The organism is Zongyangia sp., from assembly GCF_965361945.1.
In genome coordinates, this window is sequence record NZ_CBDTOK010000064.1 from 1 (window position 1) to 15,605 (window position 15,605).

Below are 15,605 nucleotides of genomic sequence, written 5' to 3' on the forward strand. Positions count from 1 at the left end.
CATTTCGCTGGTTGGCCCTATTCGACACTACTTCCCGGGCCCTGGGCGGCAGCAGACGGACTGTGTTGGCACACATCACGGGAATCTCACCCCTCCGAGGATCTCTCCGAGCTTCCCCCATTGCTTGATCCCGGTTTCACCCGGGGCTGTGGCTGGACAGGAGTATCATTATCAGATTGCTGACGAGGGTCGGATCAGGAAAATCCTGACCGCAATGCGAAACAGCCCGCCACAGGCTGCTTTGTGGACGGATGGGCACCGCTCTGCACCTTCCTTGGCCGTCTTTGATGCGGAATTGTATCCCGCACAGGTGGTCTTGGCGCATCCTCCAGCGTCGCTCCAGCCCTCCTCCCGGAGGGCCTCTCGTCAGCAGACGTATCCCGCTGCCGGATATGAAGTTTTCAAGCTGCACGGGAGGTATAAAATTGCCTCCTCACTGTGTAGGCAGCGAGGAGGCAATTTTTATGCTACTTTTCTAAAAATTTTTTAATTTTCTTCAAGCGCCTGGATACTACAGATTGATTACATCCGAGCAGCCCTGCTATTTCCCACTGTTTATGCTCATCTATGGCCGATAGGGTCAGGAGCTCCAAATCGGGGCGCGTCAACTGTTTGAGCTTGGAGGCAAGTTCAGGGTTATCAATCGTATCTATCCAGAAATATCGATCTGAATAAAGGGCTATATCGAGTGTGCAGCAAAACGCGGCAGTGACATCATTGTCCTGCCTGAGATGGCTTTGACCGGCTACGATGTGGAGATTGACAAACCCACAGCGGAAAAAATGCAGGGCAAATTGGCGGAGACGATCCCCGGCCCTGCCACTGATGAGATCGCCGTAGTGACAAAGAAATATGGCGTCTATGCCTTTGTCGGTATGCCTGAAAAGGACGGAGCCAACCCTGCCACATTATATAACTCCCTTGCCGTCTTTTCTCCAGAGGGCTTGGTAGGAAGCTACCGCAAGATGCACCTTCCCCCTCCCGAGCCTCACTGGGCAACCCGCGGCACAAAACCGTTCATCGTTGAGACGCCCTGGGGACCCGTGGGTTGTGGAATTTGTTATGACAGCTATTACTTCCCTGAGTTAACCCGGTATTATGCTGCCAAGGGTTGCCGCCTCTACATCAATTCCACCGCTTTGGCCCATTGTCACGGTGAAGCTGCCGGCACAACCACGCTGGAGGCGTCCGTGATTCAGAACGGCATTTATATTGCGTCCGCAAACCTCGGTGGACTGGACGTCGAGAACTACTTCTGGGGCGGCAGTTCCATCATTGGCCCGGGCCGCAAAGTCAGAGCGCCGCACTATTATGCCGGTAGCACATTCACCGCTCCGAATGCGGATGAGTCTGATATGCTGACCGCAACGATTGACCTTTCGCTTGCGGACAGAGGGGTATTTCACAACAACCCCCTGGTTGGCGGCACGGATTGGCGGCCTGATAAGTACATTGAAATGTGGCAGGATGTGCTTTCTGATCCAAATTACGGGATGTAACAGGGCTGATTATATTGGTGTGTGAGGATACAACATAGCGATTCTGAACGGTATGTAGTGAAGATATCACCCGTGCACGGCCGGCAGAGGGCTTGAAAGCACGGAAAGCACCCTGACTCTACAGTAAAACATCGCAGAGATTCGACACGGGTGATGAGCAGGTCAGATCCCCACAAAATCCGGAGAATTCCGCGGATTATGTGGCTCTGCTCCGGATTTTACGAGAAGTATGGGATATGTGAAGGAGGTCGTTTTATTTGAAAAAGGCATTGATTGTAATTGACGCTCAGAAAGACTATTATCCCGACGGCGGATATCCTCTCTGGAATATGGATGCTACCATTGCAAACATCAAGAAGGCGATGGCGGCGGCCAGGGAAAAGAATGTTCCAATCATCCTTGTTCAACACGTTTTCCCGAAAGATTCCGGTATGCCAATCTTCGTTGAGGGGACACCGAATGACCAGATTGCGGAGGAAATCCTCGCAGCAGCTCCCGGAGCGCCTGTTGTAAAAAAGGCGGATGCCGATTCCTTCTATCATACAAATCTGGAAGAAGTCCTCACGGAGCTTGGCGCGGAAGAACTTATTATAACTGGCATGATGACGCATAACTGCGTAGTCTTTACCAGCGTCTCCAAGAGTGCGGAGAAGTACCAAGTCAAGATCATCCCTGAATGTACGACTACCATCGACCCCATGGTTCACAACCTCGCATTAGCGGGACTTTCTGTCCGCGTTCCTTTCGTCTCCATTGAAGATGCTTTTTCCTAAAAAATATCTTGTTGCTATTTCTTTGATCATGAACACCAGTCACGGTAAGGGCCATCCTTGCGCGGCGGGAGCAAAGGGCGAAAATCAGGAATTGATTCGCAGAACCATTTTCCCGGCAATTGAAGTGCTGGCAAGGGATTACGGCTCAATATACGAAAAGTATTTCTCCTTTTTCGCTCCTTATTGATTTACTGTGTCGCTATTTGGTGTGTTATTGATTCAGGGCTTGTTTGAAGATCTTCAACATACCTAATTGGCGGGCCTTTTACGCCTTGGTGGGAGCAATCCCTTTTAAAATTTGTCAGTTTTCTGCAGACCGTTGCTCGTCAGCGCCCCCAAATCCTTTCTGTCGGGTACATTTCCAATCTTCAAACAAGTCCTGACCTTATATAGACACTATCCAGAGAAAAGAGGACACAAAATGCAAAAAAATTGGGGGCCGGCGAAATCTTCGCCATCCTGCTTGGCGCTATCATCGGCTGGGGCTCCTTCATGCTGCCGGGCAGCCAGTTTTTGCCCCAGTCTGGGGTGATCAACACCTCCATCGGGCTGTTCCTGGGCACCCTGTCCATCATTGTCATCGAGCGCAGCTACTGGTACATGCTGCAGCAGGACATCGACGAGGGCGGGGAGTTCTCCTACATCCTGATCTTCATGGGGCGCAAGCACGCCTTTGTGGTGGGCTGGTTCCTGTTCCTGGCCTATCTGAGCCTGGTGCCCCTGAACGCCACGGCTTTCCCCCTGGTCCTCGACAAGCTGGCGCCGGGCGTCCTCAACTGGGGCTACCTCTACACCATCGCCGGGGATCCGGTCCACGTGGGGGAGGTGCTGATTTCCGCCATCATCGTACTGGTATTCACGGCGCTGAATCTGCGGGGCACAAAGCAGTCGGGCAAGGCCCAGTTCTGGATTGTGGCCGCGATGGTCGTCTGCGTGGCAGCGGTATTTATGGGCATGCTGTTTCGGGCGGATCTGGACGCCTTCCGGCACAACTACGTGGACGGATGGCACTTCGACCTGGGCCAGGTTGCTGCGGTGGTGGCCATCACCCCCTTCCTGTTCATCGGGTTTGACGCGGTGCCCCAGCTGGTCAAGGATCTGGGGGTAAGCCGGCACAAGGCATCCCTGATGGCGGTGGCCTCCCTGCTCATCGGGATGGGCTGCTACATCCTGCTGAACTTCGCCACGGGGCTGGCCTACGGGCCGGAGGAGGCCCAGGCGCTGGACTGGGCCCTGGGCAGCGGTGTGCTGACCTACCTGGGCATGACGGGCTTTCTGATGCTGATTATCGCCCTGGGCGCCGCCGTGTCCGGGGGGATCAATGGCTTTATGATCTGCGCCACCAAGCTCATCAGCTCAATGGGCCGACACAATATTCTCCCCCGGAGGTTCGGCGTGGCCACCGCCAACGGGATCCAGCGGCACTCTATCCTCTTCGTGACGGTCATTAGCATCTTCGCCTGCTTCTTCGGCCGGGAGGTGGTGGGCTGGATTGTGGACATGTGCTCCTTCGGCGCGGCGATCACCTATTTCTATGTGTGTCTGAATACCTTCCGTATCGCCAAGACCGGCTCTGCACGGGTGATGGGCGCGCTAGGCGCGACCCTGGGTCTGCTGTTCATGCTGCTGCTCCTCTTCCCCTGGAGCCCGGCGGCCCTCAGCGGCCCCGCCCTGGCCTTCCTGGCTGTGTGGGTTCTCGTGGGCCTGTGTTTTTTCGTGCGGCTGTTTGTCGTTGACCGGGCCAAGACGAGGGATGCCTGAAGCGGATGCGTCAGGCAAAAGAATCTGATAATTCCTGCGTTTGCAGATTACAAAATGCCTCTAGCTGGCCCCCGAAAGGCACAGCAGAGGCGGCCGAAATTAGAGGAGGTAGTGTAAAATGAGGGTTTTGATCGTTGGCGGCGTCGCCGGAGGCGCCAGCACGGCCGCGCGGCTGCGGCGCTTGGATGAGAGCGCGGAGGTCATCATCTTTGAAAAGGGACCCTATGTCTCCTATTCCAACTGCTGCCTGCCCTACCGCCTGAGCGAGGCGGTCGACGAGACGGACAAGCTGGTGCTGATGAACCCGGCGCAGTTCGCCAGCCAGTATAACATCCAGGCCCGGGTGGGCCACGAGGTGCTCTCCATCGACCGGGCGGGCAAGACCGTCCGGGTAAAGGATCTGGCGCAGAACCGGGAGTATGAAGAGCAGTACGACAAGCTGGTCCTGGCGCCGGGGGCCGATGCCGTGATGCCCCCAGTCAAGGGGATTGAGAACGCCAAGGTCTTCACCATCAAGACGGTGGTGGACATCGCCAACTTCTACGGCTTTATCAAGGGCGAGGATGTGAAGCAAGTCGCCGTGGTGGGCGGCGGCTTCATCGGCGTGGAGGTGGCCGTCAACCTGGTGGAGGCCGGCTATCAGGTCTCCCTGGTGGAGGCCATGCCCCAGATCCTGAACACCTACGACTACGACATGGTGCAGATCCTCCAGAAGGAGATGCTGGACAAGGGCGTGAACCTGATTGTGGGCGACAAGGTGTCCGCCTACGAGGACTCCAGCCTGGTGCTGGAATCGGGCACGAAGGTAGCGTGCGGCGCGGTGGTCATGGCGGTGGGCGTGAAGCCGGCGTCCGGTCTGGCCGCCGCGGCCGGGCTGGCGCTCAACGACCGGGGTGCCATCAAGGTGGACCCTAACTACCGCACCAGCGACCCGGACATCTACGCGGTGGGCGACGCCATTGAGGTGTCCCACGGCATCACCGGCAAGCCCCTGATGCTTCCTCTGGCCGGCCCGGCCCAGAAGCAGGCCCGGCAGGCGGCGGACCACATCTGCGGCCGCACCGTGCGCAACACGGGGTACATCGGCTCCAGCTGTATCAAGGTGTTCGATTACAACGCCGCCAGCACCGGCCTGACCGCCGCCCAGTGCGAGAAGGCGGGGATCCCCTACGACATCGCCTACGTCGTCCCCCAGGACCGGGTTGGCCTGATGCCCGGCAACTGCCCGCTGCACTACAAACTGATCTTTGAGGTGCCCTCCGGCCGGGTGCTGGGTGCCCAGGCCATCTCCAAGGGGGATGCGCCCAAGCGGGTGGACATCGTGGCCACCCTGATCAAGTTTGGCGGCACGGTGGACGATCTGCGGGATCTGGAGCTGTGCTACGCTCCCCCCTTCTCCACCGCCAAGGACGCGGGCAACCACGCCGCCCTGGTGGCCTGCAACCTGCTGCAGGGTACCTTCCGGCAGGTGCGGGTGGATCAGGTCCGGGAACTGGTGGAGTCCGGCGCCTGCATCATCGATGTGCGGGAGGAGAACGAGTACGCCCTGTCCCACATCACCACGGCGGTCAACATCCCCCTGAGCCAGCTCCGCCAGCGGCTGGACGAGATCCCCAAGGACCGGCCGGTCTACCTGCACTGCCGCAGCTCTCAGCGCAGCTACAACGCTGTCCTGGCCCTGCAGAGCCACGGCTTCCGCAATGTCTACAATATCTCCGGCAGCTTCCTGGGCCTTTGCTTCTATGAATACTTCAACGACGTGACCCAGAAGCGGGCACCCATCGTCACCGGGTACAATTTTAACTGAAGTATCGGAGCTACATTTTCTTTATTGCAGTCTGTAAAATTTTAAAAGCTGTTATTAAACAAATGTATCAAGCAAAAATAAGACATATACCCCGCTATCCTGAAATCATGTCAGTTTCATCGCCCGGCCCTGGCGGATCAATTCCGCCAGGGCCCGTTATATAGCTGCGTAGGAAAGGCAGAGGCCTCTGTCTCGTGTATGCCTATTGGGCCAATGATTCCAAATGGATGATGATAAGTAAACTTGAGCCCTGGCCGGTAGATTGGTATCCGCACAAGGATGGCATCTGATCGGCTGATTCTTTCAGAAGATCAAGATTTTTCGTAGCATTGCCACCAGATATGTCACTCTAGATGATTCCTTGCCTTTGTCAGCTTTGTTACTATTTCCATTTTTTGTTTTATATTGATGCCGGAATAAAAGTGCCAAACGCATGACAGAAATGACCCAATAGCCCGACTTACACCGTTAGTTTTAAAGTGCCAGAAATCCGCTGCCGGTTAATGTTTTTAAACAGCAATGTAGCCTGGAATCAACGTTCATATACCACCTCACCCTCTACCATTGTCATCATAACCCGGGTATCAAACAACTCTTCCAGTGGCTGAGTGTAAATATCATGATCCAGCACCACCAGATCTGCAAATTTCCCCACCGTCAGGGTGCCATACCGTGCCTCATCATAGGAAGCATAGGCCGCCTCTTTGGTGAACATCTCCACAGCCTCGTCCAGAGTTACTCCGTTTTCCGGATACCACTCAGCCCCATTCCGGCTGTCCCGCCGGGTGACCGCATAATAGAGATTGGGCAGCACATCCATGGGCTCCACGGGACAGTCTGAACCGCCGCACATGTGGACACCGAGCTCCTCGTACCGGCGCCAGTTATAGCTCTGCCGTCCCAGCTCCGGCCCTACGCAGTCATCCACGACTTTGGAGTCGGCCTTAAGGAAGACCGGCTGCACATAGGCCACCAGATTCATCTCTTTGAAGCGGTCCTGTTGCCGCTCGTCCATGATCTGACAGTGAATGATCCCGTTGCGGCGATCCGCGTGGGGGAATTCCCGGGAAACCCGGTCGATTGTGTTCAGCATCTGCTCCAAAGCGGCATCCCCAATGCAGTGGGCTACCAGGTGGAATCCGTTGGTATAGGCCAGCTTTGCCAGCTCATACAGCTCTTCATCCTGAAACAGAAGCAGCCCCTTGGTTCCCGGATCATTCAGGTAAGGTTTCCGCATGGCCGCCGAATGCGAGCCCAGCGAGCCGTCACACAGGAACTTGATGGGGCCAAATTTGAAGCGGCCTATGGTATCATTGGCCCGATAGCCCATGTCCAAGAAACGCTGGAGCTGTTCCAGCCTGCGGAAACGGATCTGCTCGTTGACCCGGATGGGCAGCCTGCCCTCCTCGTTCAGTTCTCGATATGCCTGGAGCACACCCTCCAAGTCATCGTCGGCAATCAGGTTGAAGTCATCGCTGTGTACCTGTACAATTCCCTTAGAGGCGGCCTCGCGGCACGCGTCCTCCAGCAGATCCTTGATCTCTGAAACCGTGTACCGCTCCCAGCAGCTCTGCACACACATGGCGGTATTTTCCCGCACATAGCCATTCGGAAGCCCATCCGGGCCGAAGTCCATGGTCTGCTTGGTGGTGTCCGCCCGCTCGTCCCAGAGCCCGGCCAGCTGGAGTGCCTTGGTATTCAGGCAGACAATATGGCCGCAAGCCCGTTGCAGACATATGGGTACATCTTCCGCAATGGCATCTAGATCATGGCGGTCAGGAATTTTGTTGGTGTCCGTCCAGTTGTCCTGATTGAAGTTGCAGCCCACAATCCATCGATGATTTGCCCGGGCTTGCGCTACAACTGCCTGGCATAGCTGTACAGACTCCGAATAGGTCGTAGTATTCACCAGGTCAATGCGCCGCTTAAAGGTAGCATAGAACAGGAGGTGCAGGTGGGTGTCAGAAAATCCGGGTAGTATTAGTTTCCCCTCCAGATTAATCAGCCTGGTATGAGCCTCCTTGAGAGCCAGGATTTCCTCATCGCTGCCCAGCCGGAGGACCACACCGTTCTTAATCGCTATCGCAGAGGCTTGCGGATAGGCTTTGTCCATGGTTCGGATAATGCCATTGTAAAAAATAGTATCCATCTTGTCACACCTTATCTCAAGTCCCTTATTCTCTCAGGGATTCACTTAGAAGCTGCCATCAGACCGTCCATATTCAACTATGAACGGCCTGATGGTATTTACACTATATACTAGTCTTTATATTTTATTTATAGCTCAGGAATTTCTTTCCAATTCTCGAGTATGTTTCCAAGTACCCTCGAGGCATTGTAGTATGTAATTTCATGCCCTTCCCTCTCAGATTCAAAGCATACATCCATAAATGATACGACAGCCACTTTACCAGTTGCCATGACATCTTTGACGTTGCGTATCACAGCCTCTGGAGTTTGTCCCCCAGGTCCAAGAGGGAACCTAAATGCGGGCACGTATTTGCTCTGCATGATGTCCACGTCGATATGAAGGACAATCGCATCCACTCTGTCCGCCAGATCCTTGATCCGCCCAGTCCAAAGCTCCCTGTCGTTGAATCCCCGCTCGTCGATAATTTTGAGGCCCGCCCTCGCTATGTTGTAGTCATCGGAATAGGCTCTCCCGTGGTAATCCGTCAGGATGAAGTTTTCCGCCTGAATTGGTTCCGTGATCCCGCTAATTTCGCGCCACTGGTCTAGATCCAGGCCGAGAATGGCGGACACTGTACATCCCGCAATAATATGGGATCTGCTCATGTCAGAGGTTTCCATATCCCCGTGGGCATCCATGTACACGACGCCGATTTTCTTGCCCTTTTTCATGGACTGCTGCAGGCCGCCAATGATGCCGGTCACGAAATTGCAGAATCCGCCCGCCACCAGGAGTCCGGTTCCGGGCTTGATGGCCTTTTTGCTGGCCTCATAGAAACTTTTGGAATATTCCAGATACGGCTCGAGCCCTTCATAGTCCTCATGCCGGACCTCGGTGATCTCGAAGGGGACGCCCGCCTTGTGGTACAGGCCGCACGTGTGGTAATAGTCCGTCTCCCGCGGGCCATTGATGTACATGACCTCCGACTCGATAACGGTCTCGCCCTCCGCATTGAGGTCAATGCTCCATCCGTACTGATCCAGCGCAGTTTCGATAACCTCCAGTTTTTCCAGCTTCGCCATAACGATTCTCCTTTCAACTGTATTTGCAGGCCTTCCTGCGCACCTGATTTATTCTTTTGCCTCTAACACGTCCTCCGTGTAGTACTGCCGTGGACGGTTTCTGCATACGATGCCGCCGATCACCATGGCAATCACCGACGGGACCACCCAAGTGAAGCCATAGCTGTAGAAGGGAATATAGGACAGGATCGTCCCGATAAAGGAGAGACCTGGGAAAATATAATAGATGCCTTCCAGTGCGCCGATAACCAGTGCCGTAAACACGCCGCCTTTATAGAGACCGTCATTGGGCACTATCTTGTCAAGCAGGCCCAGGATAGTCAGCACAATAAAGGGTGGATAAAGGGTCAGGAAGATCGGCGTGACATAGTCGATGATGCTGGATACGCCCAGAGTGGCGATTAGTCCACATACCACGCAGGTAATGACAAGCATCATCTTGTAGCCGATGCGGCCCTTGCAGAGGCCGCTGAACAGGTCGGCGATCGTGGCTGCCATGGTGATAGCCGTGGTCAGGCATGCCAGCGCCACGGCTATGCCGAAGCAGGCTAGGCCGAATTTGCCCATGATCAGGTTAATGAGGCCAGAGAGCAACACCGTCTGCGCAGTCCCCTGGGGATAGATCGAGGAGCCGGTGGCGCCGATATATGTCAGGCAGACGTAGATGCAGGACATGATGGCAATGCAGACCAGACAGGCAATGGTAATGCCGCGCTTTTCCAGTTTAGGGCCATACCCTTTGGCCCGCATAGAGTAAATAAAGATATTTGCGCACATCAAACCAAGAAGCAGATCACCGATGGCGTAACCCTGGAGCATCGCCGAGGTAAAGGGATTATCGACCTGGGGCTCAATCGGCTCTCCCACCGGGCTGGCGATGCCCTTGATCAAGACAATTGCCAGCATGATGATCAGCAACGGGGTGAGATATTTCCCCAGTTTGTCCACAATCGAGTCTTTGTCCTTGGCAAAGAAAAACACCAGGACAAAAAACACGATCACTGTCACCCAGATAGAGACGTTAGGGAACAGGTTCACCACGCCCAGCTCATGGGTGGTTGCGCCGCACCGAGGCACTGACGAGCCGACGCCAATAAACAGCCATCCCAAGATAGACATTGCGTTATACAATTTGCGGTGAGCGTGGATCATCAGCCCTTGTGAGCCGTTTCCCGCATTGTTGACCGCCAGAATTGAGAGTACTGGAAAGATGATAGCCGAAAGGAGCAGGCCCAGGGCACCCATCACCCATGCGGAACCGGATTCCAGCCCTACGGCCGGGGGAAAGATCAGGTTCCCAGCCCCAAAAAATGTCGAAAACAGAGCCAGGCCAACAACGATTGCATCTAACATAAAATTCTGTTTTTTCATTTTCAGCCCCCATTTCTTTTTTGAACTTCACCATTATTAGATGCAATATCTGTGCCAAGTCAATATCTGTTCTAAATGTGGGATTTTCTTGCCTTTTTAATTTGAATAGTATATAATTATTTACAGTTTTTGTTTAATTCTTTTTACTGTAACATTTGATTTTCAATTCTTGAGAGGCCGCATACTATGATCGAACATTATGTCAATCAAATCATCGCGATGAATATCCTTGCGGATGCCGTCACGATTATCGACGACAAAGGAATTATACAGTACTACAAAGTATTTCAGCAGGAGGCATCCCCTTTCGCCCCCTCTGAGATCATTGGGCGGCACTTTCTGGATGTCTTCACCAATATCAACCCCAGCGAGAGCTCCGTGCTGAAAGCCCTGCGGGGGGAGTCCTCCTTCCACAACCATTTCGAGGTTATCCACAAGGACGGAAGTCGCCACGAAATCGTAGAAAACGTATATCCAGTCCGCTTCGAGGGCAAGATTATCGGTGCCGTCTGCGTCTCCCAGAATGCGGCAACTAGCAAAAAATATCTCGATATTAACCTCCCTAAGGCAACCGCCAAATCCATGTATAAACTCAAAGACATCATTGGCAATTCCCCCAAACTCCGATACTTGAAAATGCAAATTGCTCAACTTGCCGCCACAGACACGAGCATCCTCGTCTATGGAGAAACTGGCACCGGCAAGGAGATGGTCGCGGAAGCCATCCACGGCCTCAGCCTCCGGAGCAATAAGCAATTCTGTTCCCAGAATTGCGCCGCTATCCCAGGTGGGTTGGCAGAGAGCCTGCTTTTCGGAACCAAAAAGGGCGTCTATACGGGCTCCGTTGACAGTCCGGGCATATTCGAGCAGGTAAACGGCGGCACCCTGTTCTTAGATGAGGTCAACTCTTTGGACTACTCCATCCAAGCTAAGCTCCTCCGCGCATTGGAGGCGAAAAAGATCCATCGGCTTGGCTCTGACAAGGAGATTAGCTTGGACTTCCGTGTTGTGGCGGCAACCAATGAGGATCCATTCAAGTGTATGGAATCCGGTAAAATCAGAAGTGATCTGTTTTATCGGCTCAGCACTTTTGTCCTGGAAATCCCACCTCTCCGGGAGCGGAAAGAGGACATTCCGCTTCTTACCGAGCACTTCATACAGGCCCACAATGAAGCTTCGTCCAAGCAATTTAGTGGAGTTTCCGATGAAGTTCTCGCTGTGTTTAAACAATATTCCTGGCCAGGTAATGTTCGGGAGTTAAAAAATGTGATCGAGAGTTCCGCTATTTTTGCCAAGTCATCAACGATTCAAATTTCAGACCTTCCTTACTATATAACAAAATCCAGAAGTATCGAGAATAAAGAGCACAGGAAGAAAAATTCTGCTAATTTTTTGCCCGCATCCACATCAGCACCATCCTATTTAATTCCCGATGTTATAGAGCAGCTTATAAGAGACGGCGCCACCTACAAAGAGGCTATGGATCGTTTTGAAAACCTCTATCTTGATTCGTGCCAAAGGAACTGTTCCAATCAAACCCATCTCGCCCATATTCTCGGCATAAGCCGTCAGTCGCTTATAAATAAATTAAAAAAACATAACCTTCGTCCGTGTGATGGCACCAGAGATGGATAGCGGATCGCCTTCACCGCGTTTTCGACGGTAGTCAGCTTCTCCTGATAAATCGCTTGAAAATCCATGCTCTCCCCTTATTTACGGTAGTCATAGAAGCCCACGCCGGTCTTTCGGCCCAGCTTACCTGCGCGGACCATCTTGCGCATCAGCAGGGAGGCGCGGTACTTGAGGTCGTGGGTCTCATTGTGCAGGGTGTCCATGATAGCCAGGCCCCCGCCCAGGCCGATCAGGTCGCCCAGGTCGGGGGCCATGGAGTGATGACGCCCAGCTTCATGGCAGTGTCCACACCCTCCACATAACTTCCACCAACTTCGTGACGGTGGTGAGGTTGAAGAAGTACGTACCAATGAAATCATCAGGTTGTCGAGTGACCGTAGCGATGTATGATAGGACTTGGAATCATGTGCCGCAGTGATTAGGATAGAAACCCATCTTACAATCAGCAAAAATTCTTGCATCCATTGTTTTGAGGTCTTTTGCAATTAACGGCTTAAATTCCATCTGATTCAAAATATCTCTCTGCAGGTCGACACCAGGTGCGATCTCAGTCAGCATCAACCCATCTTTTGTCAGTTCCAAAACCGCCCGCTCTGTGACATAGAGCACCTTTTGCCCAGAAGAGGCGGCATACTCCCCGCTGAAAGTAATCTGTTGAACCGTATTTTTGAATTTCTTAACCTTTCCCTCTTGCAAAATACGCAATACACCGTCTGCCGCTTCGAGCTTTGCACCGCTTGCTGTAAATGTACCAGCAAAGATCACCAAGGGAGTAGACTGCGTTATATCAATAAATCCGCCACAGCCAGGAATCTTTGGGCCAAATTTACTCACATTGATATTGCCCTCTGCATCACATTCCGCGAGGCCGAGAACCGCCATGCCCAAATTTCCACCATCATATAGGTCGAAATTATAGGTCATAGATAACAATCCGATGGCATTAACTGCGCATCCGAATGTGTCGCCAGATCCCAAAACACCTCCAAGCATACCGGCCTCGACACTCATGACCACTTCATCGGCAAACCCTTCTTCCGCCGCAATATTCGCCACAAGCTCTGGTATGCCGATACCAAGATTTACGATGGAATTTGGCCTTAGCTCCATTGCACACCGCCTGGCAATCACTTTACGGGGGTCGAGCGGCAGTGTTTTCACCTCATCCGTTGGAATATCAATATGTCCGGCGTATCTCGGCGAATAGTAGATATCTTTCGTTTGGCGGTGATATTTTTCCGGTTCTTCGCAGACCACAACAGCATCCACAAACACACCCGGAATTTCGATCCGATCTGCGGTCAGCTTGTTGGCGGAAAGATTTTTAACCTGCACAATTACCTTGCCTCCGCAACTTTTGACCGCCATGGCAATATCACGCATATTCATGGGTCCACATTCGTCTTCGATTGAAATATTGCCATTCTGATCTGCAGTTGTCCCACGGATGATGCCGATGTCAAATTTAGGCGTAGGATAATATAGCCACTCCTCGCCTTCAAATTCGACTACCCTGATTAGATCATCTGTAGTCACACGGTTCAGCTTGCCGCCCTCTAGCCGAGGATCAACGAAAGTTTGCAGACCTATCTTGCTCATGAAATGCTTCTGGCCCAAAATAGCGGCACGAAGCGAATTCAGGATAGCCCCATGCGGCCAGTTATAGGCCTGGCATTTATTTTCACTTACATATTTGCAAAAGTTAGGATTCAAGCCGAAATGGCCTGCAATAATCTTGGAAACAAGTCCGTCGTGGGCCCAGCGGTCATAGCCAGAACCCTCTGAGCCGGCGCTCCCGGTGAATACACATTCCAGGTTGTTTGGGTGCCCGGTTTTCAAAAAGCGATCCTCCACAGCCTTAAATACCCAATCCGCCATGCCCCAGAGTACAAAGCCAGATGTTGTGACAACCGCACCATCCTGGATCAGATCAATCGCTTCATCGATGCTTTTAATTTTGCTCACACTTAGCACCTCCAAGGAGAGAAAAAATTCATCGTTGCTATGGTAATTGCCTTCTATTTATAAAATGGATTTTGTTGTGTGAACTGGTAGATCAGCAACCTAGACGGCCTCTATTTGGAGTAATCATAGAAGCCCTTTCCAGTTTTGCGGCCAAGCCAGCCAGCTCGCACCATCTTGCGCAGTAGTAGTGAGGCCCGATATTTAGAGTCATGAGTTTCGCTATACAAGGTATCCATTGCAGCCAAACAAATATCCAGGCCGATTAAATCAGCCAGGGCCAGGGGGCCCATGGGATGGTTCGCGCCCAGCTTCATCGCGGTGTCAACACCTTCTATAGAAGCCACGCCGGTATAGACCAGATCGCAAGCCTCATTGATCATTGGCACCAGGATTTTATTGACGACAAAACCAGGCGCTTCGTGGACGGATACAGGCTCCTTACCGATTGCTTTGACCAATTTGAAGACTGTATCAAAGGTTTCGTCCGAAGTGTTGGCTCCGCGGATGACTTCTACCAGTTTCATAACAGCAGCCGGGTTAAAGAAGTGAATACCAATGAACTTATCCGGCCGTTTGGTGGCGGCGGCTATCGCCGAAATAGAGATAGATGAAGTGTTGGAGGCAAAAATTGTGCTTGGCTTGCAGATAGTATCTAACTGAGCAAATACCTGCTTTTTAATCTCCAAATTCTCAACGGCGGCCTCTACGACCAGGTCAGCATCGGCGGCCAGTGTCAGCTCGGTAGTAAAAATGATCTTATCGATGAGAGCCTTCTTACCGAGTTCGTTCAACTTACCTTTATTTATTTGTTTATCCAAGGCTTTGTTCAGCCTGGCTTCAGCATTATGAATGACCTCATCGCTGATATCCCGAATTACTACATCAAAGTTTGCCTTGGCAAATACCTGAGCAATATCGAGGCCCATGACGCCGCCACCAATGACAACTACTTTTTTCATTGCATCCAGTCTCCTGTTACCGGTTTTTAAAGTGCTTCTCCGCCCGCTTTTCCAAAAACGCGCCCATGCCCTCGTTCTTGTCCTCGGTGCCGCAGCAGACGCCGAAGGCCTCGGCCTCGAAGGCGGAGCCGGTGGCGATGTCAGTCTGCATGCCCATGCGGATGCAGCGCTTGGACTCCTGCACCGCGATCTGGGCGTTGGCACAGATGGCCTCCGCCAGCTCGATGGCCTTGGGCATCAGCTCCTCGGGGGGATAGACATCGCTGACCAGGCCGATGGCCTTGGCCTCGTCGGCCTTGATAGTCCTGGCGGTAAGGATCAGTTCCATGGCCTTGGACACGCCCACGATGCGGGGTAGCCGCTGGGTGCCCGCGAAGCCGGGGGTGATGCCTAGGCCCACCTCGGGCTGGCCGAACCGGGCCTTCTCGCTTGCCAGGCGGATGTCGCAGGCCATGGACAGCTCACAGCCACCGCCCAGGGCGAAGCCGTTCACCGCCGCGATCACCGGCTTTGCCATGTTCTCCAGCTTGAGGAACACACCGCCGCCGTGGACGCCGAAGCGCTTACCGTCGATGGAGGAGAAGCCCTTCATCTCGCCGATGTCGGCGCCCGCCACGAAGGAGCG

General features: G+C 53.3%; 12 protein-coding genes and 1 pseudogene. 6 read left to right on the forward strand and 7 right to left on the reverse strand.

Annotated elements, in window-relative coordinates; all coding sequences use genetic code 11:
- Window positions 1–683 precede the first annotated feature (683 nt).
- The 5 genes from ACZ25G_RS04030 to ACZ25G_RS04050 all read left to right on the forward strand — a co-directional run bounded on the left by ACZ25G_RS04030 (window position 684) and on the right by ACZ25G_RS04050 (window position 5,840).
- Complete coding sequence (locus ACZ25G_RS04030) at window positions 684–1,499, forward strand: carbon-nitrogen hydrolase family protein (RefSeq protein WP_463681636.1); 816 nt, start codon at window positions 684–686, stop codon at window positions 1,497–1,499.
- A gap of 257 nt (window positions 1,500–1,756) precedes the next feature.
- Complete coding sequence (locus ACZ25G_RS04035; protein WP_463681626.1) at window positions 1,757–2,272, forward strand: cysteine hydrolase family protein; 516 nt, start codon at window positions 1,757–1,759, stop codon at window positions 2,270–2,272.
- A 22-nt stretch (window positions 2,273–2,294) separates the two neighbouring features.
- Entirely contained in the window at window positions 2,295–2,459 is a 165-nt protein-coding gene (locus tag ACZ25G_RS04040) for a hypothetical protein (RefSeq protein ID WP_463681627.1), read from the forward strand.
- A 245-nt stretch (window positions 2,460–2,704) separates the two neighbouring features.
- The gene (locus ACZ25G_RS04045; RefSeq protein ID WP_463681628.1) at window positions 2,705–4,033 is read left to right on the forward strand and encodes an APC family permease; all 1,329 of its coding nucleotides are present in this window, start codon (window positions 2,705–2,707) and stop codon (window positions 4,031–4,033) included.
- A gap of 118 nt (window positions 4,034–4,151) precedes the next feature.
- Complete coding sequence (locus ACZ25G_RS04050) at window positions 4,152–5,840, forward strand: FAD-dependent oxidoreductase (protein ID WP_463681629.1); 1,689 nt, start codon at window positions 4,152–4,154, stop codon at window positions 5,838–5,840.
- A gap of 532 nt (window positions 5,841–6,372) precedes the next feature.
- On the opposite strand, the gene ACZ25G_RS04055 is transcribed toward ACZ25G_RS04050, so the two are convergent.
- From ACZ25G_RS04055 to ACZ25G_RS04065, 3 genes are all read right to left on the reverse strand, one after another.
- Complete coding sequence (locus tag ACZ25G_RS04055) at window positions 6,373–7,989, reverse strand: amidohydrolase (RefSeq protein ID WP_463681630.1); 1,617 nt, start codon at window positions 7,987–7,989, stop codon at window positions 6,373–6,375.
- A gap of 128 nt (window positions 7,990–8,117) precedes the next feature.
- Window positions 8,118–9,053: an arginase family protein gene (locus ACZ25G_RS04060; RefSeq protein ID WP_463681631.1), complete on the reverse strand. Its 936-nt coding sequence runs from the start codon at window positions 9,051–9,053 to the stop codon at window positions 8,118–8,120.
- A 48-nt stretch (window positions 9,054–9,101) separates the two neighbouring features.
- Entirely contained in the window at window positions 9,102–10,406 is a 1,305-nt protein-coding gene (locus ACZ25G_RS04065) for a branched-chain amino acid transport system II carrier protein (RefSeq protein ID WP_463681632.1), read from the reverse strand.
- 204 nt (window positions 10,407–10,610) lie between these two features.
- On the opposite strand from ACZ25G_RS04065, the gene ACZ25G_RS04070 reads away from it, so the two are divergent.
- Window positions 10,611–12,059, forward strand: coding sequence for a sigma-54 interaction domain-containing protein (locus ACZ25G_RS04070; RefSeq protein ID WP_463681633.1), 1,449 nt, complete (start codon window positions 10,611–10,613; stop codon window positions 12,057–12,059).
- Window positions 12,060–12,133: 74 nt separating this feature from the next.
- Here the strand turns inward: ACZ25G_RS04070 and ACZ25G_RS04075 are convergent.
- The 4 genes and pseudogenes from ACZ25G_RS04075 to ACZ25G_RS04090 all read right to left on the reverse strand — a co-directional run.
- Window positions 12,134–12,366: pseudogene (locus ACZ25G_RS04075) on the reverse strand (3-hydroxyacyl-CoA dehydrogenase family protein); the annotation flags it as partial.
- A gap of 92 nt (window positions 12,367–12,458) precedes the next feature.
- Window positions 12,459–14,021: an acyl CoA:acetate/3-ketoacid CoA transferase gene (locus ACZ25G_RS04080; protein ID WP_463681634.1), complete on the reverse strand. Its 1,563-nt coding sequence runs from the start codon at window positions 14,019–14,021 to the stop codon at window positions 12,459–12,461.
- 110 nt (window positions 14,022–14,131) lie between these two features.
- Window positions 14,132–14,989 carry a 3-hydroxybutyryl-CoA dehydrogenase gene (locus tag ACZ25G_RS04085; RefSeq protein WP_338125736.1) on the reverse strand — a complete coding sequence of 286 codons (858 nt, stop codon included), beginning with the start codon at window positions 14,987–14,989 and terminating at the stop codon, window positions 14,132–14,134.
- Between the two features lie 7 nt (window positions 14,990–14,996).
- A partial coding sequence (locus ACZ25G_RS04090; protein ID WP_463681635.1) for an enoyl-CoA hydratase-related protein occupies window positions 14,997–15,605 on the reverse strand: 609 nt, incomplete at its 5' end.

Coding starts and splice junctions, on each gene's coding strand:
- ACZ25G_RS04050 (WP_463681629.1), top strand. CDS start 4,152: ATGAGGGTTTTGATCGTTGGCGGCGTCGCCGGAGGCGCCAGCACGGCC.
- ACZ25G_RS04055 (WP_463681630.1), bottom strand. CDS start 7,989: ATGGATACTATTTTTTACAATGGCATTATCCGAACCATGGACAAAGCC.
- ACZ25G_RS04060 (WP_463681631.1), bottom strand. CDS start 9,053: ATGGCGAAGCTGGAAAAACTGGAGGTTATCGAAACTGCGCTGGATCAG.
- ACZ25G_RS04065 (WP_463681632.1), bottom strand. CDS start 10,406: ATGTTAGATGCAATCGTTGTTGGCCTGGCTCTGTTTTCGACATTTTTT.
- ACZ25G_RS04070 (WP_463681633.1), top strand. CDS start 10,611: ATGATCGAACATTATGTCAATCAAATCATCGCGATGAATATCCTTGCG.